A 20,733-nucleotide genomic window follows, 5' to 3' on the forward strand; every position below is an offset into this window, starting at 1 on the left:
GGCAGTGATGATGTACTGGGGCAACGGCATGGGCATGTGGCCCATGGCGTTCATGACCGTGGTGAACCTGCTGTTCTGGGCGCTGGTGATCGCCGGTGTCGTGATGCTGGTGCGCCACTTCGACCGGCGCACCCCGCCGGGCGACGCGGCACGTCCCGGCCCGGGCGACGGCCGCCCGCTGCCGCAGCAGATCCTCGACGAACGGTTCGCCCGCGGCGAGATCGACGAGGACGAGTACGTGCGCCGCCGGCAGGTCCTCGGCGGGCAACCGACCGCCCACGAGGTCCGGCAGTAACGCCGGGCCCGCCGACCGTGACCGCACCGACGGGAGACGGTGGAGCGCCGACGATGACGACGACCGGCGAGCCCGCGGCCGTGCCGGTCGCCAGGGATCCACGCGAACCCCTCGACCGCCTGATGCGCGACCTGCGCTGCGGCCCGGACGGCCTGGCCGCGCGGGAGGCGGGCCGCCGGCTCGTCGCCTACGGGACCAACGAGCTCACCCGCCGCCGCGGCCGGCAGTGGTGGAAGGAGCTGGTCCGCCAGCTCGTCCACCCGCTCGCGCTGCTCCTGTGGCTCGCCGCCGGGCTGGCCGTCGTCGCCGGCACGGTCGCGCTCGCCGTCGCCATCGTGGTCGTGGTGCTGGTCAACGCGGTGTTCGCGTTCATCCAGGAGCAGCAGGCCGAACGGGCCGTCGAAGCGCTCGCCGCCTACCTCCCCCAGCGCGCCGACGTCGTCCGCGACGGCGCCCTGACCAGCGTCGCCGCCCGCGACCTCGTGCCAGGCGACCTGCTCGTCGTGCGGGAGGGCGAGCGGGTCTGCGCGGACGCCCGCCTGGTGTCCGGCGGCGTCGAGGTCGACCTGTCCACGCTGACCGGTGAGTCGATGCCGGCGTACCGCAGCGCCGATCAGACCGACACCCGGGGCTCGGTCCTCGAGGCACGGGACCTCGTGTTCAGCGGCACCACCTGCACCGCCGGTGAGGCCCGCGCGCTCGTCTTCGCCACCGGGATGCGCACCGAGCTCGGGCGCATCGCCGCACTGTCCCAGCGCGTCGGCCGGGACGTGAGTCCGCTCGAGGCGCAGGTGAAGCGGGTGGCGTGGCTGATCGCCCTGGTCGCCGTGGCGGCGGGCCTGGCGTTTCTCCCGCTCGGCACCTTCGCGGCCGGGCTCGGCCTCGCCGCGGCCTTCACCTTCGCCATCGGCCTGCTGGTCGCCAACGTCCCCGAAGGACTCCTGCCCACCATCACCCTGGCCCTCGGCATGGGCGTGCGGGAGCTGGCCCGCTGCGGCGCCGTGGTGAAACGCCTCAGTGCGGTGGAGACCCTCGGCTCGACGACAGTCATCTGTACTGACAAGACCGGCACCCTGACCATGAACCAGATGCGGGTGACCCGGATCTGGACCCCGTCGCGGCTGCTGGACCTGGAACGGCGGCCACCACCGCAGGCGTGGCCGGTCGAGCTGCGCCTCGCCCGCGCCGCGGCCGCCTGCAACAACGCCACGATCCGGTCCGGGCGGCCCGACGAGGCGTCCGGGGACCCCACCGAGGTCGCTCTCGTGCGGGCCGCCACGATCCTCGGGGTACCCGCCGACAGCGCGGAACGGCAACGCCGCCAGCGCCGCCAGTTCCACTTCGACCCGGCGTTGCGCCGCATGTCGACGGTCGACGACGACGGCGGAGCGCTGTGGCTGCACGCCAAGGGCGCCCCGGAGGCGATCCTGCCGCTGTGCACGGCGATCGCCGACGCGGGCGGTGACCACCCGATCCGCGCGGCCGACCGCGAGCGGATCACCGCGGCGGTCACCCAGCTCGCCGGCCACGGCCTGCGGCTGCTGGCGGTGGCCGAGCGCCGGCTACCGGCCGGGCCGCTGCCGGAGCGGCGCGAGGACGCCGAACAGCGGCTGACCCTGCTCGGCGTCGCCGCGATGTTCGACCCGCCCCGGCCCGAGGTCGCCGACGCCGTCGCCAGGTGCCACACGGCCGGCATCCGGTTGATCGTGGTCACCGGCGACCATGGCCTCACCGCCGCCGAGATCGCCCGGCGGGTCGGCATCGCCACGCACGGCGCCACCGTCGTCACCGGCGCCGAGCTGGACGCCATGAGCGAGGCCGAGCTCGACCGGCTGCTCGCCGGGCACCGGGAGCTGGTCTTCGCGCGCACCTCCCCGGAGGCGAAGCTGCGCATCGCCGATGCGCTGCGCGCCGACGGGCACATCGTCGCCATGACCGGCGACGGGGTCAACGACGCCCCGGCCCTGCGCCGCGCCGACATCGGCGTCGCCATGGGGCGCTCCGGCACCGACGTCGCCCGCGAGGCCGCGACGATGGTGCTGACCGACGACAACTTCGCCACGATCGTCGCCGCGGTGCAGGCGGGCCGGCGCGTCTACGACAACGTCCGCAAGTTCATCCTGTACATCTTCGCCCACGCCACCCCCGAAGTCGTCCCCTTCCTGGTCTTCGCGCTGTCCGGCGGCGCCGTGCCACTGCCGCTCACCGTCCTGCAGATCCTCGCCGTCGACCTCGGCACCGAGACCCTGCCCGCCCTGGCCCTCGGGCGAGAGCCCGCCGAGCCGGGCCTGATGCGACGGCCGCCCCGGCCGCGCGAGGAGAACGTCATCCAGGCCCGCCTGCTGGTGCGCGCCTGGGGCCTGCTGGGCGGCGTCTCCGCGGTGCTCGTCATGACCGGCTTCCTGCTGACCCTGCACGCCGGCGGCTGGCACCCCGGCGACCCGACCGGCCCCGGCACCGCCCTGCACCACGTCTGGCGGCAGGCCACGACCATGACGTTCCTCGGCATCGTCGCGTGTCAGATCGGCACGGCGTTCGCCGCCCGCACCCAGACCGCGTCGCTGCGCCAGGTCGGCGTGTCGAGCAACCGTCTGCTGCTGTGGGGCGTCGCGTTCGAGCTGGCGTTCGCCGCCGCGGTCGTCTGGTTGCCGCCGCTGCAGGGCATCTTCGGCACCGCACCGCCGCCGGTCGGCCAGTTGGCGCTGCTCCTGCCGTTCCCGGTGCTGGTATGGGGCGCCGACGAGCTGTGGCGGGCCCGCGTGCGCTGTCGCGAGGGCCGGGCGGGAGTCGGTGGCTGACGGCGGTGCCGCGCCGGCCGCTGTGGTCGGCGGCCGGCGCGGCACCGTCGTCATGGTGGTCAGGTCCCGTAGATGTTGAGGTCCCAGATGGAGTACCCGTACGTGGTGCCGCGTTGGGTGCCGTAGACGCGCACGTAACGGCCGGAGCCGGCGAGCCCGGTGAGGTCGTCGACGCCACCGTCGCCGGTGGTGGTGCTGTGGATGGTGGTCCAGGTGGCGGCGTCGTCGGAGACCTGGATCTGGTACGCGGCGCCGTAGGCGGCTTCCCAGTTGATCCGGACCCGGTTGACGGTGCGGGTGCTGCCCAGGTCGACCTGGATCCACTGCGGGTCGCTACGAGCGCTGGACCAGCGGGTGGTGGGGTTGCCATCGACGGCGTTGCCGGGTTCGACGCCGGCGCGGTACGTGCTGGAGGCGGCGACCGGCCGGCCGAGGGCGAGGTCGGTGCCGCCGGTCGCGGTGGCGTACAGCGTGGCGATGTCGCCGGCGGACAGGGCCTGCCGGTAGGCGACGGCGTCGTCGAGCAGCCCGGTGAAGGGTCGTTTGCCGCCGAATCCGCCGAGCGGCAGCGGGATCACCTGGGGCAGGGTCTGCTGGAAGACGCCGTTGGCGTAGAGGCTGGTGCCGGTGGTGGTACCGACCAGGGTCAGCATCGTCCACTGGTTGAGCGGCAGGGCGTAGGTGAACGGGTAGTTGCCGGTGCCGTACCTGGTGATGCCGATCTGGTTGGTGCTGCCGTACTCCTCGACCTTGATGGCGTACTCCATGTCGCGCAGCAGCACGGTGTTGGTGGCGTTGGCGGTGCGGTTGATCCACACGGAGAACGTCCAGGGCGCCTGGACGGCGCGGCCGCCGAGGTTGAACGTCTGGCTGGTGCCGGCGGTGAACTTCACCGCGTTGCCGGTGCGGCCGGCCACGGGGAACGTGGGCGGGTAGAGCCAGCCGTTGGCGTGCAGGGTGCCGGCGCTGTCGGCGGTGCTCATCTTCCAGCCGCCCGGGTAGTGGGTGGCGGCGGTCGGGGTGTAGGTGCTGTCGAACGTCCAGCGGTGGACCGGCTGGCCGTCGGTGGACGCGGCGGGTGCCGGGCGTGGTGCCGCGCCGGGCGCGTCGCCGACCGCGGCGAGGGCGGCGGTGAACTGCGCGAAGGTCGCCGTGGTGGGGTCGGTGTCCCAGGTCCGTTCGGCGAGCTCCGCGCGGCGGCCGTCGAAGAGGTCCAGCACGAAGTCGGTGTCGCTGAAGAAGTGGTCGTCGCCCCAGTACGCGAGCACCTGGCCCTTGTTGTTGGCGTGCGTGACCGGGGTCCAGGCGTACATGTCGCCGCGGGGGACGACCTTCGTCTCGTAGTCGCCGGGTGCGATGTAGAACCGGTCGTAGGCGCCGGTCTTGTAGGCGGAGTCGACGACCTGGTAGCCGAGCGAGCGCATGGTGGCGGAGACGGAGGTGGCGCCGAAGTTCATGATGAGCACGTCGGTGCTGGGTTGGATGTCGGTGTTGTTGACCCAGATCATGGCCTTCTTGCCGGCGCCTTCGACGGTCTGCTCCAGCGCGGCGATGTACTGCTCCTGCAGGTCGGCCATGGTCGGTGCGGCGGTGGTGTACTTGCTCTGGATGTACGGGCAGGTGGCCAGGCCGGTGGGGACCTCGTCGTTGCCGAGGTGGACGTACGGGCTGGCGAACCAGGTCTGGAAGTGCCCGACGAGCTGTTGCATCCAGGCGGTGACGGCCGGGTCGGTGAAGTCGAGGGTGGAGCTGTCGCCGCACTGGGCGCTCAGGGAGCGGTCGACGCCGCCGAACGTGGCGATCGGCTGGACCTTCGTCGGGTTCTGGATCTCCGGCACGATCGTGACGTGGTGTTCGGCGGCGACGGCTTCGATCGCAGCGATGTCGGTCTGGCTGTAGCGCTGGGCCGGGTCGGTCGGGGCCATCGCGGCGTAGGTGGGGCTGTACAGCCGGAACGCGTTGGCCTGGTTGAACATCAGCTGGATGACGTTGAGCTTGTTCCAGGCGGCGCGGCGGATCTCGTCCTGGATCGCGGCGACGGACATGAACCGGCGGCTGACGTCGAAGTGCTCGGCGCGGTAGGCGAGGGTGGGCCAGTCCCGGGCGGTGCCGGTCGGGACGCTGCGGTGGGCGGCGTCCAGGCGTAGGAGCTGGGCGAGGGTCCGGCCGCCGTTGAGCAGGCCGGTGGAGGTGGGCGCGCTGATCTCGACGGTGGTGCCGACGGTCAGGGCGTAGCCTTCGGTGCCCAGTCCGGGGTCGGCGGCCAGGCGCAGGAAGATGTCGCCGGCGGCGGGCGCGGCGGCGGTGACCACGGCCGGGTTGAGTCCGGTGACGGCGGCGAGGTCGGTGCCGATCCGGCCGGCGACCTGGGTCACCGTGCGGGTGGACAGCAGTTCCGAGGTGACGCCGCTGGTTGACTGTGCGGCGCTGGCGGTGGCGACGACGATGCGGCTGGCGGCGGTGAGGGTGAGGTTGCCGGTGCCGCCGGTCCACTGCCGCAGGCTGGGCACGACGGCGGGTTCGGGGTTGGCGGCGTGGGCCGGGCCGGCGGTGGTCAGCAGGGCCGCGATCGTCGCCGCGGCGGCGAATGCCGCCGTCAGTCCGTGGCGTCGGCGGTGGATGGAGGGTGGCGCTTGCATGGGTCACGCTCCTGACTGGGATGGGGTCGGCGCAGGGTGGTGAGGGCCGCGGCGTCGGCCAGGCCGGCGGGCAGCGGCCCGTTGAGGACGGCGGCGGCCAGGGTGATCGCGCCGTCGAGGGGGGTGCCGGCGGGTTCGTGGAGCGTCATGGCCGGGCAGCGGGTGCGGATGGTGTCGGTGAACGCGGTGGTGAGAGGGCTGTCGGGGCGTAGCAGGTTGCCGGTGACCGCCCCGGTGGGGGTGGTGCCGGGCGGCAGGGCGGCGAGGAGGGTGCCGGCGAGGTGTCCGGCGGCGCGGTGCACGATGTCGGCGGCGACGGGGTCGTCGGCCGCGGCGTCGATGACGGTGGGGGCGAACGCGGCGAACACCCCGGCACGGTCGGCGCGGGTGGTGAGGTCGGCGACCAGCGCGCTGGGCTCGCCGTGCGCGGCGCGCAGGGCGGCGAGCAGCGGCGCGGAGCCGCCGGGGCGGCCGTCGACGGCCCGGTAGGCGGCCTGCATGCCTTCCCGGCCGATCCAGGAGCCGCCGCCGGCGTCGCCGAGCAGGTGCCCCCAGCCGTCGACGCGTCGCCACCGGCCGTGCAGGTCGGTGCCGAGCGCGACCGCGCCGGTCCCGGCCGCCAGGACCGCCCCGGGCGTGAACCCGACCGCGCCGAGGTAGCCGGTGAGCAGGTCGGAGCAGAGCACGACCTGGGCCGCGCCGCTGGCGCGGGCGACGGCGCGCGTCACGGCCGTGCGCAGGTCCTGGCCGAGCAGCGCCGCACCGGTGCAGCCGACCGCCGCGGCGTGCGGCACCGGCCCGCCCGCGCCGGTGGTCACGTCACCGATGACGTCGGTGAGCACCCGCGCGAGGTGCTCACCGTCGACGGTCATGGGTTGCCGTCGGGCCGCCGCGGCCAGGACGCGGGGTGATCCGCCGGTGAGGCGGCTGATCCGGGCACGGAGCCCGGAGCCGCCGACGTCCACGCCGAGCACCACCGGGCCGGTCGGGGTGTTCACGGCCCGGTGAGGTGAGCCAGGGCGTGCCGGACGACGCCGTCCGCCGTCGTGAGCGCGGCCCGGGCGGTGGCGGTGTCGACGCCGGCCAGCAGCGCGGTGAGGGCGACCTTGAGGTCGCCGTCCGCGGCGGTGAGGGCGGCGCGGCAGTGCCCGTCGGCGGCGCCGGTGGCCTGCGCGAGGGTGTTCAGGACGCGGCCGCGGAGCTTGGCGTTGGTCGCCACGACGTCGACCATGAGGTTGGAGTAGGTGCGCCCGAGCCGGATCATGACTGCGGTGGAGAAGGTGTGCAGGACGACCTTCTGGGCGGTGCCGGCCTTCATCCGGGTCGAGCCGGTGACGACTTCCGGGCCGGTGTCGAGGCAGACGCAGACGTCGCTGTGCACGGCGAGCGCCGCGGCCGGGTTCGCGGTCACCAGGACGGTGGCGGCGCCGGCCAGCCGGGCGGCGGTGAAGGCGCCCGCCACGTACGGGGTGCGGCCGCTCGCGGTGAGCCCGACGACGAGGTCGGCGCCGGTGACGTCGGCGAGGTCGACCCGTCCCGTGGTCACGTCGTCCTCGACCTCCTCGACGGCGTCGGTCATGGCGACGGCGCCGCCGGCGAGGTGCGCGACGAACCGGCCGGTCGGGAAGCCGTAGGTGGGTGGCACCTCGGCGGCGTCGAGCACGCCGAAGCGGCCGGAGGAGCCGGCACCGGCATAGTGCACGCGACCGCCGGCGCGGAGCCGGTCGACGGCGAGATCGACGGCGCGGGCCAGCTCGGGCAGGGCGGCCTCGACGGCGGCCGGGACCTTGGCGTCCTCGGCGTTGATCCGGCGCAGGATGCCGAGGGTGTCGAGCAGGTCGATGTCGGTGGTGGCGGGATTGGCGGCCTCGGTGGGTGAGCCGACCCGCACGACGGTGCTCACCGGCCCTGCCGGTCGAAGGGCAGGACGTGGCCGCGGACGGCGTCGTGGGCGCGCTCCATCGCCTCGAGGGACTCGTCGTAGCGGCGGTGCGACAGTGCGACGTAGATGCAGTCGACGACGGTCAGCTGCGCGGTGCGCGAGGCGGTGCCGCCGCTGCGGAACGTGGTCTCCCGCGCCGCGGTGGTGAGCACGAGGCCGGCCAGTTCGGCCGCCGGGGACTGCGGGTTGCTGGTGATGACCGCGGTGGTCGCGCCGCGTCGTTTCGCCTCGGCCAGGGCGTCGAGGATCTCCCTGGTACGGCCGGAGTGGCTGATCGCCAGGGCGACGTCGCCGGTGGTGAGGGTGGAGGCGCTCATCAGCGCGGCATGCACGTCGGACCAGGCGGCCGCCGGCCGGCCGGCGCGGTGCAGCTTGTAGGCGGCGTCCTGGGCGACCGTGGCGGTCGACCCGACACCGTAGACGTCGATCCGGGTGGCGCTCAGGATCGCGGTGACGAGCGCGTCGAGCACCGAGACGTCCAGGTGCGCCACGGTGTCCTCCACCGCGCGGGCGTCGGCGAACCCCACCTTCTTGATCAGCTCGGTGAGGGAGTCGTCGCGGCCGATGTCGCCGCCGAGCGCGGTGTCGGCGCGGTCGTCGGCGCGCAGCCGTTCGGCCTCGGCGGCCAGGTGCAGCCGCAGCTGCGCGTAGCCGCGCAGGCCGATCGAGCGGCAGAACCGGGTGACGGTCGTCTCCGAGGTGCCGCAGAGCTGCGCCAGCTCGGAGATGGTCATCTCGGCGGTCGCGCCCGGGTCGTCGAGCACGCGGCGGGCGATCGCCTGCTCGGCGCGTGGCAGGTTCGACATCATGGTCCGCAGCCGGACCAACACGTCGCCGCTCATGGTGAAGCCTCCCCAGTGTGGTGGTGTGCGAGGTGGTGCTCGACGAGCCGCCACCGCGGCTCGTCCATGCCGTCGCCGGGAAACAGGCACCAGCCGTCACCGACGGTGTCCGCGTGGTCCAGCGCTGCCGTGAGGTCCCCCGGTGCGACCGGCGGACCCCAGTCGTAGCCGCGGGCCACGTGCGGGTCGGAGGTGACCTGGACCATCGGGATGGCCGGTCCGCGGAACGCCGCCGCGATGTCCGCGCCGCGGTCGGCCACCATGCTCGGCGGCTGGCCGAGGATGGCGTGGTAGGTCATCGGCAGCACGGCGTCCAGCCACGGCCGCCAGTCGGCGACGGCTTGGCCGAGCAGGTCACGGCGGGCGGCGTCACCGGCGGCCGGCACCACGAACGCGCCCAGCCACCGGTGCGGGCGGACGCGCTGCGCGACCCGGCGGATGACGTCGGTGACGACCGCGCAGCGAAACGCCGTCCACTGCTCCCGCAGCCGCCCGCGGAGCAGGGCGGCCGCGGCGTGCGGCGCACCGGGCAGCGCGATGCCGGACCATGCGGTGAACCGGGCCAGCGTGGCCGGGTCGAACGACGCGGCGCGCGGCACCGCACCGGTGCGCAGCTCGAGTTCCCAGTGCAGCGGCCACCGGATGAAGTCCAGGATCAGACCGTCGACGGGCCGTCCGGCGAGCGCGGCGCAGCGGTCGATCAGCGCCGCGGTGTAGTTGGTGTCGGTCGGCACGAGGCCGGTGTACCACTCCATCGGCTGCCACACGCGCCCGCCGGCGTCGACGGGCCGCAGGTCGTCGCGGCGGTGGCCGGGCGGCTCGGCGTGGTCGGAGAAGCAGGCCACGCTGCCGAGCACGGTCAGGCCCGCCGCGGCGCAGTCGCCGGCCAGGTCGTCGTCGACGGCCGCCGCCTTCGTGATCAGCGTGTCGATGCCGGCCCCGGCCGCACGGTGCAGCAGTGCGGCACGCGCCGGACCGGGCCGCAGCCGGCGGTCGAACACGTACATGGCTCTCATGCCCGGCCCACCGTCAGCTCGCCCGGGAAATGACATGCCACCTGGTGTCCGTCGGTGCCGTCGAGCGTGGGGTCACGTTCGCTGCAGATCGTACGTTCCGGCCGGTGCAGGGGCCCGATCGGGCAGCGGGTGCGGAACCGGCAGCCGGACGGCGGGTTCGCCGGGCCGGGCAGGTCGCCGCCGACGACGATGCGGTGCCGTCGGGCGGCGCCGAGCACCGGTTCCGGGGACGAGGCCAGCAGCGCGGCGGTGTACGGGTGCCGCGGCGTGCCGTAGACGGCGTCGGCCGGCCCGGTCTCGACGATCCGGCCCAGGTACATGACCGCGACCCGGTCGCTGAGGTGCCGGACCACGGCCAGGTCGTGGGCGATGAACAGGTACCCCAGGCCGAGCTGGTCGCGCAGGTCCGCCAGGAGGTTGACGATCTGCGCCTGGATCGACACGTCGAGGGCGGAGACGGGTTCGTCGAGGATGAGCACCCGGGGGTTGGTGGCCAGGGCGCGGGCGATGCCGATGCGCTGGCGTTGCCCGCCGGAGAACGCGTGCGGATAGCGGTCCAGGTGGGCCGCGCTGAGCCCGACGGTCTCGATCAGCTCGACCGCCCGGGTGTCGGCGGCGGTGCCGGCGAGTCCACCGGCCTGCAACGCCTCGCCGAGGGACTGCCGGATGGTGCGCCGCGGGTTCAGTGACGCGTACGGGTCCTGGAACACGTACTGCACCGGCCCGTCGGCGACGATCCGGCCGCCGGCCGGGCGGTGCAGCCCGACCACCGCACGGGACAGGGTCGACTTGCCGCAGCCGGACTCGCCGACCAGCCCGAGCGTCTCCCCCGCCGCCACCCGCAGCGAGATGCCGTCGACCGCGTACACCGGCCGCGGCGGCCGCCACGGCGCCGGGCGCCGCCCGCCGGTGACATCGACGCGCAGGTCGTGCAGTTGCAGCAGCGGCGCGCCGGCACCGGCGCGGCCGGCGGCCGGATCACCGGCGACCGGCGCCGGCCCAGCGGGTGCCAGGCCGGACTCGCCGGTCCGCCAGCACGCGCTGACGTGCCCGTGCCCGTCGTCCAGCAGCGGAGGCCGTTCGTCGGCGCACCGCGGCACGGCCACGGGGCAGCGGGTCCGGAACGAGCAGCCGCTCGGCAGGTCGGCCGGGTCCGGGGGTGTCCCGCCGATGGCCGGCAGGCGCCCGCCGCGCTCGCCGTCGAGGCGTGGCACGGCCCGCAGCAGCGCGGCCGTGTACGGGTGCGCCGCGTCGGTGAACAGGTCCGCCACGCTGCCGCGCTCGACGACCCGGCCCGCGTACATGACGACCGCCTCGGTGCACAGCTCCGCGACGACCCCCAGATCGTGGGTGATCATGAGGACGGCGATGCCGAGCTCGTCGCGCAACCGGCCCAGCAGCCGCAGGATCTGCGCCTGGATCGTCACGTCGAGCGCGGTGGTCGGCTCGTCGGCGATGAGCAGCCGCGGGTTGTTGGCCAGGGCGGTGGCGATCACGACCCGTTGCCGCATGCCACCGGAGAACTCGTGCGGGTAGTCGCGCAGCCGCCGGCGGGCGTCCGGGATGCCGACGAGGTCGAACAGCTCGGCCGCGCGGGCCATGGCGGCGCGCCGGCCGGTGCCGTGCACCCGCAGCGCCTCGGCGACCTGCTCGCCGACCCGCTGCACCGGGTTCAGCGCCGACTGCGGGTCCTGGAACACCATCGCGATGTCCCGGCCGCGCACCGCCCGCATCGCCCGCTCGGACAGCGTGAGCAGGTCCCGGCCGGCGAAGCGGACCTCGCCGGCGGTGACCCGGCCGGGTGGGCGCAGCAGCCGCAGGATCGACCGGGCGGTGACCGACTTGCCGGAGCCGGACTCGCCGACCAGGCCGACGATGCCACCGGCGGGCACGGTGAAGGTCACGTCCCGCACCGCCTCGACGACCCCGGCCGGGGTGTCGAACCGGGTGTGCAGGCCGCGCACATCGAGCAGAGCTGCTTCGGTCATGTCCGGTTCACCGCCGCGTTGAGCGCGTCGGCGAGCAGGCTCAGCCCGAGCGCGAGAAGGAGCAGGACGAGCGCCGGGCCGAGCACGTACACCGGCTGCTCACTCATGTGCCGCATGCCGACGTTGAGCAGCGCGCCCAGCGACGGCTCCGGCGGTTGGATGCCCAACCCGACGATGCTCAGTGAGGACTCCAGAAACACCGCGGCGACCATCCCGATCGCGGTCTGCACGATGACCGGGTCGACGGCGTTGGGCAGGATGTGCCGCAGCATGATCGTCCGGCCCGGCACCCGCATCACCCGGGCCGCCAGGACGTACTCGCGCTGCTGCTGCGCCAGCAGCGAGGCCCGGGCGAGCCGGCCGAACGCCGGCAGGCCGTAGACGACGATCGCGACGACGAGCGCCCACCAGCCGGGCCGCAGGACCAGGGCGACGCAGATGCCGAGGACCAGGCTCGGGAAGCCCAGGATCACATCGAGCGCGCGCTGCGTGAGTGCGCCCAACCAGGGCGCGACCGCGCCGGACAGCCCCAGCAGCGTGCCGAGCACCGCGCTGAGCGGGACGGCCACGAAGACCAGCGACAGGTCGACCCGCAGCCCGTACAGGGTGCGGACGAAGATGTCCCGGCCCAGCTCATCGGTGCCGAACGGCCTGCTCAGCTCGGGCGCGGCGAACGCGTCGGCGCCCTGGGCGTCGTACCCGCCGGGTGCCATCACCGGCACGAGCAGCGCCAGCAGGGCCAGCCCGGCGAGCACGACACCGCCGGTGATGCCCCGCGGGCGGCGCAACGCCCGAAGGTAGCGGCTCATGACACTCCCAACCGGATACGCGGGTCGAGGGTGGCGAGCAGGACCTCGGTCAGCAACTGGATGACCGCGGCGACGCCGACGGCGGCGAGCACCAGCACCTGCACAACGAGGTAGTCACGGTCGCGGACGCTGGACACCACGAGGGTGCCCAGGCCGTTGCGGGCGAAGATCGCCTCGACGACGATCGCACCGGCGAGGAGCTCCCCGAGCCGGATGCCGATCGCGACCACGGCGGTGCCGATGCTGTTGCGCAGCACGTGCCGCAGCGTGACCCGGACCGGGCGGGCGCCCTTGGCCACCGCGAGGTCGACGTAGTCGTCGCTGCGCGCCTGCCGCATCGCCGTCTCCAGCAACCGGGCGATCGCCGCCGCCTGCGGCAGCGCGAGCGCGAGTGCCGGCAGTGCGAGGTACTGCAGCGCGATGTCCGGGTCGTCGAGCAGGGCCACCTCGCCGCTGACCGGCAGGACCCTGAATGTGACGCCCAGCAGCAGCGCGAGCAGCAGGCCGGTGAGGAACGGTGGTGCGGCCAGCAGCACGCTGTTGACCGCGTCGAGGGTCCCCCGCGCCCACGGCGAGCGCGGGCCGCCGCCGAGGGTACCCAGGACGATGCCGAGCACCGCCATGATGATCCCGGCGACGATCGCCAGCTCGACGGTGCTGCCGATCCGGTCGCCGATCATCTCGGCGACCGGACGGCCGGTCAGGTACGAGGTGCCCAGATCGCCGGTGAGCACGCCGCCGAGCCAGTGGAAGTACTGCTCCACCGCCGGCCGGTCCAGCCCGAGCAGCGCCCGGACCTCGGCGACCTGCTCCGGTGAGGCGTCCGCGCCGGCGACCGCGACGGCCGGGTCGCCGGGCGCCAGCCGGGGCAGCGCGAACGCCAGCACCGAGCTGACCAGCAGCACACCGAGGACCGCCGGGGCCCGGCGCGCCAGGAACACCAGCATGGTCTCAGGCCGCCAGGAAGGCGTCGGTGGCCACGACACTGCCCAGCGCCACGGTCCGCACGCCCTGCAGCGTGGCGCTGCGCACGTGGTACTGCGGCGCGACCATGGTCACGTGGCTGAACGACTCGTCGAGCAGGTACGTCGACAGCCCGGCCAGCGCGGTGCCTTTCGCCCCGTCGCCGGCCTCCTGCAGGGTGGCACGCAGCTGGTCGTACTGCGCGGCGGTGAACTGTGACGGGTTCCCGGCCCGCAGCGACGGCATCGCGTCCACGATCGTCGCCGCGGAGAAGCCGACCATGCCGTGCAGCAGCAGGAACGCCGGCCCGAGCGTGCCCTTGACCTGCCGGGCGTCGAACTCGGCAGTGTCGAGCGCGACCGCCTCCGGCGCCAGTCCGATCTGCTCCAGGTTGAACCGCACGATCTCGAAGAGGTTCTTCATCGTCGGCAGGTTCGCGAACGCGATCGGGACCCTCGCGCCCTTCGCCCCGGCCTGCTCCACGAGCGCCTTGGCCTTGGCGACGTCGAGGCTGTACCTGGTCGCGAGGTCCTTCGGGTACCCGGTCTCCTCCGGCGTCCACCACAGGTCGGTGACGGTGGCGTCACCGCCGAACACCTGCGCCTTGATCCGTTCCCGGTCCAGGGCCCAGCCGACCGCCTGGCGGACCTCCTTCTTGTCGAACGGCGCCGCGGTCACGTTCAGTCCGAGCGGGTAGAACACGCCACCGGCGTTCTCCAGCGCGAAGTTCCTGTCCTCCCGCAGCGCCTTGATGTCGGCCGTGGACAGGCCGTTGACCAGGTGGCTGCGGCCACCGCGCAGCGCGGTCTGCAACGCGGTCGGGTCCGTGATCACCGCGATCTCGACCTTGTCCAGGTAGGGCCGGTCGGCGTCACGATAGGCCGGGTTGCGTTCCAGGGTGATCGACGCGCCGGGCTTCCACTGCTTCCACACGAACGGGCCGGTCCCGACCACCTGGCTGCCGTCGCCGATCTTGGCGAACGTCTCCTTGTCGACGACCATCGTGAGGTGGAACAGGTCGAAGAGGCTGTCCGTCGGCCGGGCCAGGGTGATCGTCACCTGGTGCGGGCCGGTCGCCTCCACCTTCGTCAGCTTCAGCGCCACCGCCCGCAGCTGTGAGGCGTTCTTCGCGTCTTTGACCTGCTCCAGCGAGAACACCACGTCCTCGGCGGTCATCGGCCGGCCGCTGTGGAACTTCACGTCGTCGCGGAGCTCCAGCACGACGCCGGTGCGTTCGGCGTTGAAGGTCCAGGACTTCGCCAGCACCGGCTGCGGCTGACGCTGCGCGTCGAACTCCGCGAGGGGTTCGAAGACCAGCCGCCGCCACATCCAGTTCCCGGCCCGGTTGGCCATCACCGCGCCCGGCTGGGCGTCGGCGCTGGCGGCGAGCTGCAGCGTGCCGCCCCGCTTCGGGACACCGGTCGCCGACACGGGTGAGCGGTCCACCGCCGACTCGCAACCGGCGGCCACCAACGCCGCCGCTCCGACGCCGCCGCCCAGCACGAGGCGGCGCGAGACAAGACCCTGTAAAGGACTCATTGACCTGGTACTTCCCTTCGCTGACCGCCGATCTGGCCGGCGTGGCGAGCAACGTAGCAAGGCGGACGCCACGAAGGGAAGAGTTTTCGTGTCCGATTTTCTTTCGAGGCTCCGTTGACGGGAATTAGTAACCAGTGCGACGCTGAGACCCGTGACCCCACCCGACCGGCGCTGGCCACGCCGCCTGTACCGGCAAGGCACCGAGCCGGACGTGCGGTTCACCCTCGCCAACGAACGCACCCTGCTCGCCTGGCTGCGCACCGCGCTGGCGTTCATCGTCGCCGGCGTCGCCGTCCACACCCTGGGCGGCGGCATTCCCGCGGCCGTTTCCCGCCCCACGTCGGCCGCGTTGATCGGCCTCGGCGCCGCCCTGCCGGTGGCCGCCTACCTCCGCTGGATCCGCAACGAAGCCGCCCTGCGCAGCCGCCGCCCGCTCGCCGGCGCCGCCCTCGGCACCATGGTCGCCGCGGCGACCGTCATCACGGCGGTCCTGCTCGTCAGCCGCACGGCCGGATGACCACCACCGACCCCGGCCTCCACGCCGAACGCACCGCGCTCGCCCACGGCCGCACCAGCCTTGCCTGCCTCACCGCGGGCGCCGGCCTGGCCAAGCTCGCACCCATCACGCCGCCGGGCACGAAGCGCTGGGCCCTGCTCTGTGCCGGCGCCGCGCTGCCCGCCACGGCCGTGGCGCTCCACCTCCTCGTCACCGCCCCCGCCGTGCCGGCACCACTGCGACTCGCCGGCGTCGCCGTCGCCACCAGCCTCGCCGGCGCGGCCGCCTTCCTCCTGATCTAGGTGTCACCGGTGCCCGTGGCGTTCACGCTTCCCCCGGCACCGTGCCCGTCCCGGCCGATCACCGCCGCTCCGGGTCGGCATCGTCCGCCGGTGCGCCTCGCCGCCGGTCCGGTGCCAGGTGGGCACGCACTTCGGCGGCGATCTCGGCGACCACGCGGTCGACGGTCGCCGCCACCGCCGGTGTCAGACCGGTGCCGAGGCCGGTGTCCGCCGCCTCGACCCCGAACACGATCATCCGGTCCGGCAGACGGTCCAGCTCGCGGGCCAACGCCATCGCCTCGCCCATGTCCGTGGTGTGTGAGCTGGCGGTCCTGGCCCGTTCGGGGACCAGGCACGGCACGACCAGCCGGTGCAGCCGGCCCGGATGCGCCGGTCGCACCCGCACGGCCTCGACGAGGATGGCGAGGCGCCGCCGCTCCCACAGCATGATCAGCGCGCAGGACTCGCCGTCGCTCTCGGCCACGGTCGTGCCTGGAAGGCCGGCACGCCGCAGCCGCTGGACCACGGCCGGGCCGACGCCGTCGTCACGCCGGTACGGGTTGCCGACGCCGATCACCACCACCGGTGGGATCACGTGCGCTCCACGGTGAGGTCCAGGAAGTGCGTGGCGCACGAGATGCACGGGTCGTAGTTGCGGATCGCCCGCTCGCACTGGGCGGTGAGCTGCTCGTCGTCGAGCTCCAACCGGTCCTGCACGAAGCGGCGCAGGTCGTCCTCGATGCTCGGCTGGTTCTGCGCGGTCGGTGGCACGATCCGCGCGCTGCGGATGGTCCCGTCGCCGTCGATGTCGTAGCGGTGGAACAGCACGCCGCGTGGCGCCTCCGTCGCGCCGTACCCGGTGGCCGGCCGCGCCGGGACGGCCACCGAGGCCGGTGCCGGCGGCTGGTACGCCGCCACGAGCCGCAACGCCTCGTCGAGCGCGTACACGATCTCCACCGCCCGCACGACGATGCTGCGGAACGGATTGTCACAGCGCGGTCCGAGTCCCGCGGCGGCGGCCGCCTCGCGGGCGAGCGGCGACAGCACCGCGTGGTTGAGCGCGTACCGGGCGAGCGGGCCGGTGAGGTACTTGCCCGCGCCGGCCAGCCGGGCGTGCAGCGCGGTCGAGTGCGGCACCTGCGCTTCGACGACGTGCTGCTCGAACGCGCGCACCGGGAACGACCGCCCGGTCGAGGTCCCCGGCCGGCCGCGGTCGATGGGGTACCGCCGCGGGTCGACCAGGGCGAGCAGCTCATGGTCGACGGTGAAATCCGGGAACGGGAAGCCGGCGACCCACTCGACCGTGGCCAGCGCGTGCTCGAGCGCCGGCCGCAGCGTGTCGCGGGCCAGCGCGCGCAGCTCCTCGACCGACGGCGCGTGGTGGAAGCCGCCGACGCGCACGTTGATCGGGTGGATCGCCCGCCCGCCGACCAGGTCGAGGATGGCGTTGCCGGCCTTCTTCAGAGCGAGCCCGCGTTCGACGGCGTCGCGGTGGTCGCGGGCCATCTCCACCACGCCGGGGTAGCCGAGGAAGTCCGGTGCGTGCAGCAGGTACACGTGCAGGGCGTGGCTGGCCACCCATTCGCCGCAGTAGAGCAGCCGGCGCAGCTCGGCGATCGGTTCGCTGACCCGCACGCCGCAGGCGTCCTCGATGGCCAGGCAGGCGCTCATCTGGTACGCCACCGGGCAGATCCCGCAGATGCGGGCGGTGATGTCGGGTGGCTCGGTGTGGCCGCGACCGCGCAGGAACGCCTCGAAGAACCTGGGCGGTTCGTAGATCTGCAGCCGCACGTCCGTCACCGTGGTGCCGTCGACCCGGACGTACATGGCGCCTTCGCCCTCGACCCGGGCGAGCGCACCGACGCGCAACGACCGGTCGTTGCGGTGGGTCATCGGCGCTCCCCCTCCTCGGCGGCGGCCTGGAACTCCGGCTTGGCGGCGTGGAAGGTGCGGAACACCCGTGCCGCGTCCGCCGGGGACATGCCGAGGGCGCGCAGCGACGCGGTCATCGCGGCGGTGTTCGGCCCGGCCATCGGTCCGAAGCAGCCGTAGCAGCCGCGGCCGTACGCGGGGCACAGCGCGCCGCAGCCGGCGCGGGTGACCGGGCCGAGACACGGGATCCCCTGCGCCACGGTCACGCAGGTCGTGCCGCGCAGCTTGCACTCCTGGCAGACGCTGTGCACGGGCAGGCCGGGACGCCGGCCGGCGAGCACGGCGCTCAGCACGCCGATGAGCTGGCGCCGGTCGATCGGGCAGCCGGGCAGCTCCAGGTCGACGCGGACGTGCGCGGAGATGGGCGTGGACTGTGCCAGGGTCGCCACGTACTCCGGTCTGGCGTAGACCACCGACCGGAACTCCTCGACGTCGGCGAAGTTGCGCAGCGCCTGGACGCCGCCGGCGTTGGCGCACGCGCCGATGGTCACCAGCATGCCGGACTGCTCCCGGATGCGGTGGATGCGCTCGATGTCGGTCTCGGTGGTGACCGATCCCTCGACGAGCGAGACGTCGTAGGGGCCCTCCCGCACGGCGCTGGACGCCTCCAGGAAGTGGGCGATCTCGACGTGCTCGGCGAGCGGCAGCAGCTCGTCCTCGCAGTCCAGCAGGGTGAGCTGGCAGCCGTCGCACGACGCGAACTTCCAGACCGCGAGCCTCGGCTTGCCCATCACAACTCCTTCGTCATCAGCAGCGGCCCGGCGGCGTCGAAACGGGCGACGGGGCCGTCGCGGCACAGCAGCAGCGGGCCGAGCTGGCAGTGCCCGCAGTGGCCGAGACCGCAGTGCATGTTGCGCTCCAGGGACAGCCACACGCGGTCGGCCGGCACGCCCCGGTCGGTGAGGCCACGCGCGGCGAACCGCATCATGATCTCGGGGCCGCACACGTAGGCGCTCGTCTCGGCGGGGCGGCCGCGGAGGTGGTCGAACAACGCGGTCACCACGCCCACGTGCCCGGTCCAGCCGGCGGCGGCGCGGTCGACGGTGACGAACACGTCGACCCCGGCGCTCCGCCAGGACTCGTACTCGCCGGGATACAGCAGGTCCTGCGGTGTCCGCCCGCCGATGAGCACCGCCACGCCGCGGTAGCGGTCGCGGCAGGCGACGGCGTGCCGCACGACGGGCCGCAGCGGTGCCAGACCGAGGCCGCCGGCGACGACGACCAGGTCGGCGCCGGCGGGCGCCGGCAGGTCCCAGCCGTGGCCGAACGGTCCGCGGACGCCGAGCACGTGTCCCGGCTCGGCGTGGCACAGGGCCCGGGTCGTGGCGCCGACCGCCCTGATGGTGTGCAGGAGACCACCCGCGCCGTACCGCCCGGACACGGAGATCGGCACCTCCCCGACGCCGAACGCGTACAGCATGGCGAACTGGCCGGGCCGGAACACCGGCAGCGGCTCGTCGACCGGCTCCAGCGCGACGGTGACCGTGTCGGCGGTGTCCCACGACCGGTCGACGACCCGGTAGCGGGCCGGCGTCATCGTCGTCATGTCGGCACCGAGTACAGGTCGAGCAGGCGCATCCTGGTGGCCTGCATCCGGTCGACCACGACGGCCATGAGGCGCTTGGTCAGCTCGTAGCCGAACGCCGGGTCGGCGTCGCACAACGCGCGGGTCGCCGGGCCGTCGACCGCGATGCTGAGCACCGGCTCGACGGCCACCGCGCCGAACCGCCAGCGGTACGGCGGGAAGCGCCAGGACCAGCCGAGGACGGCACCCGGGCCGAGCGTCTCGACGATGAGGTCGCCGCGCCCGGGCACCCGGATGTCGAGGTTGACCGAGCCCTCCTGGATGAGCCAGAACCGGTCGGCCGGGCCGTTCTCCTCGAAGACGCGCGCACCGGCACCGAACGGCACGCGGCACGCCCAGCGGGACAGGCGTTCGAGGTCGGGCGGCGGCAGGCCGGCCAGGAACGCGTGCGCGGCGAGGAGGTCGTACATCGCGGTCATGGGGAGTCCCCGGTCGTGGCTGGGTGGGCGTCGAGGGCGTGCAGCTCCGCGGTGACGTCGATGCCGACCGGGCACCAGGCGATGCACCGGCCGCAGCCGACGCACCCGGACTCGCCGAACTGGTCGTGCCAGGTGCCGAACTTGTGGGTGAGCCATTGCCGGTAGCGGCCGCGGCGCGAGTCGCGCACCGGCCCGCCGTGCAGGTAGCTGAAGTCCAGGTCGAAGCAGGACTCCCAGGACTGCCAACGCTCGGCGTGCTCGCCGGTCAGGTCGGTGGTGTCGGTGACCGACGTGCAGAAGCACGTCGGGCACACCATCGTGCAGTTGCCGCAGGCCAGGCAGCGCTGTGCCACGTCGTCCCACTGCGGGTCCTCGCGATGGCCGGCGAGCAGCGTGCGCAGGTCCGCCTCGGGCAGCGTCCGCCCCATCCGCGCCGCCGCGGACGCCACCGCCGCCGCCTCGGACGCCACGTCCGCGTCGGCCGCCGGCGTCGACGGCACCCGCGCGAGGACCGCCTCGCCGCCGGCCGTCGCGCCGGCGGCCAGGTACGTGCCGTCCGGGCGTTCGGTCAGCACGATGTCGTGGCCGGCCCCGGCCCGTGGACCGCCGCCGGCCGACACGCAGAAGCAGGCGCCGCCGGGCTCGGTGCAGTTGACCGCCACGATCATGATGTCGGCCCGCCGGGCCGCATAGCGACCACCGTCGCCCAGCACGTGGTCGAGGACGCCGATCGCGCGCAGGTCACACGGCCGCACGCCGAACAGCGCCAGCCGGCGCGGCTGCGGTGCCTCGTCGGTGACCCGGAAGCCGTCCTCGGTCCTGTCGGCCGACCACAGCGCCTGGCGGGGCGGATGCAGCACCTGCTTCCACGACTGCGGACCCGACGTGTGGGTGAACGCGCGCCGCTCGTCGCCGCGGCGCAGCCGGTAGGTCCCCGCCTCGACCTCCGTCCGCCACCCGTACGGCAGCTGTGCGGCGCTGTCGATCTCGGCCAGCACGATCGCGTGCCCCCGCACCGTCGGACCGATGACAGTCCGTCCGTCCGACCGCAGCGCGGCCAGGAGGTCGTCGAGCCCGGACAGCAGGACCGGTCCGTCCACCGGTGCCGGGTGTTCCCTGGTCATGGTATTTCTCCTGGATGTCTCCCGCCGGGGGCGTTTCCTCCAGCACAGCACGGGACCGGCGCCCG

19 protein-coding genes are annotated in these 20,733 nt (G+C 73.9%); 4 read left to right on the forward strand and 15 right to left on the reverse strand.

The genetic code is table 11. The annotated features are described in order from the left end of the window. Positions 1-7: 7 nt before the first annotated feature. Complete coding sequence (locus OP18_RS37495; RefSeq protein ID WP_081971443.1) at positions 8-295, forward strand: SHOCT domain-containing protein; 288 nt, start codon at positions 8-10, stop codon at positions 293-295. A gap of 53 nt (positions 296-348) precedes the next feature. Next, the gene (locus OP18_RS37500) at positions 349-3,093 is read left to right on the forward strand and encodes a cation-translocating P-type ATPase (protein WP_033363916.1); all 2,745 of its coding nucleotides are present in this window, start codon (positions 349-351) and stop codon (positions 3,091-3,093) included. A 59-nt stretch (positions 3,094-3,152) separates the two neighbouring features. Here OP18_RS37500 and OP18_RS37505 read toward each other — a convergent pair whose 3' ends face one another. From OP18_RS37505 to OP18_RS37545, 9 genes are read right to left on the reverse strand one after another with little or no spacing between them, the layout of a single operon-like run. Continuing rightward, positions 3,153-5,732: a family 20 glycosylhydrolase gene (locus OP18_RS37505; RefSeq protein ID WP_033363917.1), complete on the reverse strand. Its 2,580-nt coding sequence runs from the start codon at positions 5,730-5,732 to the stop codon at positions 3,153-3,155. Beyond that, positions 5,690-6,730, reverse strand: a complete 1,041-nt coding sequence (locus tag OP18_RS37510) for an N-acetylglucosamine kinase (RefSeq protein ID WP_052387914.1) — start codon at positions 6,728-6,730, stop codon at positions 5,690-5,692. Before OP18_RS37510 ends, OP18_RS37505 begins: the two co-directional genes overlap by 43 nt. Beyond that, positions 6,727-7,635 carry an N-acetylmuramic acid 6-phosphate etherase gene (locus tag OP18_RS37515; protein WP_033363918.1) on the reverse strand — a complete coding sequence of 303 codons (909 nt, stop codon included), beginning with the start codon at positions 7,633-7,635 and terminating at the stop codon, positions 6,727-6,729. Before OP18_RS37515 ends, OP18_RS37510 begins: the two co-directional genes overlap by 4 nt. Then, the gene (locus OP18_RS37520) at positions 7,632-8,516 is read right to left on the reverse strand and encodes a MurR/RpiR family transcriptional regulator (RefSeq protein WP_033363919.1); all 885 of its coding nucleotides are present in this window, start codon (positions 8,514-8,516) and stop codon (positions 7,632-7,634) included. Before OP18_RS37520 ends, OP18_RS37515 begins: the two co-directional genes overlap by 4 nt. Beyond that, on the reverse strand, positions 8,513-9,532 hold the full coding sequence (locus tag OP18_RS37525; protein ID WP_156090070.1) for a glycoside hydrolase family protein: 1,020 nt from the start codon (positions 9,530-9,532) through the stop codon (positions 8,513-8,515). Before OP18_RS37525 ends, OP18_RS37520 begins: the two co-directional genes overlap by 4 nt. Further along, entirely contained in the window at positions 9,529-11,520 is a 1,992-nt protein-coding gene (locus OP18_RS61185; RefSeq protein ID WP_033363921.1) for a dipeptide ABC transporter ATP-binding protein, read from the reverse strand. Before OP18_RS61185 ends, OP18_RS37525 begins: the two co-directional genes overlap by 4 nt. Further along, entirely contained in the window at positions 11,517-12,329 is an 813-nt protein-coding gene (locus OP18_RS37535) for an ABC transporter permease (protein ID WP_052387915.1), read from the reverse strand. Before OP18_RS37535 ends, OP18_RS61185 begins: the two co-directional genes overlap by 4 nt. Beyond that, positions 12,326-13,276: an ABC transporter permease gene (locus OP18_RS37540; protein ID WP_033363922.1), complete on the reverse strand. Its 951-nt coding sequence runs from the start codon at positions 13,274-13,276 to the stop codon at positions 12,326-12,328. The genes OP18_RS37535 and OP18_RS37540 overlap by 4 nt, the downstream gene beginning before the upstream one ends. Positions 13,277-13,280: 4 nt before the next feature. Further along, a complete protein-coding gene (locus OP18_RS37545; protein ID WP_156090071.1) occupies positions 13,281-14,738 on the reverse strand; it encodes an ABC transporter substrate-binding protein in 1,458 nt (485 codons plus the stop codon). 244 nt (positions 14,739-14,982) lie between these two features. Here OP18_RS37545 and OP18_RS37550 point away from each other — a divergent pair, with 244 nt between their 5' ends. Continuing rightward, positions 14,983-15,348 carry a YidH family protein gene (locus OP18_RS37550; protein WP_052387917.1) on the forward strand — a complete coding sequence of 122 codons (366 nt, stop codon included), beginning with the start codon at positions 14,983-14,985 and terminating at the stop codon, positions 15,346-15,348. After that, positions 15,345-15,629, forward strand: coding sequence for a DUF202 domain-containing protein (locus OP18_RS37555; RefSeq protein WP_033363925.1), 285 nt, complete (start codon positions 15,345-15,347; stop codon positions 15,627-15,629). The genes OP18_RS37550 and OP18_RS37555 overlap by 4 nt, the downstream gene beginning before the upstream one ends. A gap of 58 nt (positions 15,630-15,687) precedes the next feature. On the opposite strand, the gene OP18_RS37560 is transcribed toward OP18_RS37555, so the two are convergent. Genes OP18_RS37560 through OP18_RS37585 form a run of 6 tightly spaced genes read right to left on the reverse strand, consistent with a single transcriptional unit; the run spans position 15,688 to position 20,668 of the window. Continuing rightward, positions 15,688-16,203, reverse strand: coding sequence for a hydrogenase maturation protease (locus tag OP18_RS37560; protein ID WP_052387918.1), 516 nt, complete (start codon positions 16,201-16,203; stop codon positions 15,688-15,690). Then, positions 16,200-17,501, reverse strand: a complete 1,302-nt coding sequence (locus OP18_RS37565; RefSeq protein WP_033363926.1) for a Ni/Fe hydrogenase subunit alpha — start codon at positions 17,499-17,501, stop codon at positions 16,200-16,202. Before OP18_RS37565 ends, OP18_RS37560 begins: the two co-directional genes overlap by 4 nt. Beyond that, positions 17,498-18,271 carry an NADH-quinone oxidoreductase subunit B family protein gene (locus OP18_RS37570; protein ID WP_033363927.1) on the reverse strand — a complete coding sequence of 258 codons (774 nt, stop codon included), beginning with the start codon at positions 18,269-18,271 and terminating at the stop codon, positions 17,498-17,500. The genes OP18_RS37565 and OP18_RS37570 overlap by 4 nt, the downstream gene beginning before the upstream one ends. Continuing rightward, complete coding sequence (locus OP18_RS37575) at positions 18,271-19,086, reverse strand: FAD/NAD(P)-binding protein (RefSeq protein ID WP_033363928.1); 816 nt, start codon at positions 19,084-19,086, stop codon at positions 18,271-18,273. Before OP18_RS37575 ends, OP18_RS37570 begins: the two co-directional genes overlap by 1 nt. After that, positions 19,083-19,544 carry a cyclic nucleotide-binding domain-containing protein gene (locus OP18_RS37580; protein ID WP_033363929.1) on the reverse strand — a complete coding sequence of 154 codons (462 nt, stop codon included), beginning with the start codon at positions 19,542-19,544 and terminating at the stop codon, positions 19,083-19,085. Before OP18_RS37580 ends, OP18_RS37575 begins: the two co-directional genes overlap by 4 nt. Beyond that, positions 19,541-20,668: a 4Fe-4S dicluster domain-containing protein gene (locus tag OP18_RS37585; protein ID WP_033363930.1), complete on the reverse strand. Its 1,128-nt coding sequence runs from the start codon at positions 20,666-20,668 to the stop codon at positions 19,541-19,543. The genes OP18_RS37580 and OP18_RS37585 overlap by 4 nt, the downstream gene beginning before the upstream one ends. Positions 20,669-20,733 lie beyond the last annotated feature (65 nt).

The organism is Dactylosporangium aurantiacum, from assembly GCF_000716715.1.
In the GTDB taxonomy this organism is placed as follows: Bacteria; Actinomycetota; Actinomycetes; order Mycobacteriales; family Micromonosporaceae; genus Dactylosporangium; species Dactylosporangium aurantiacum.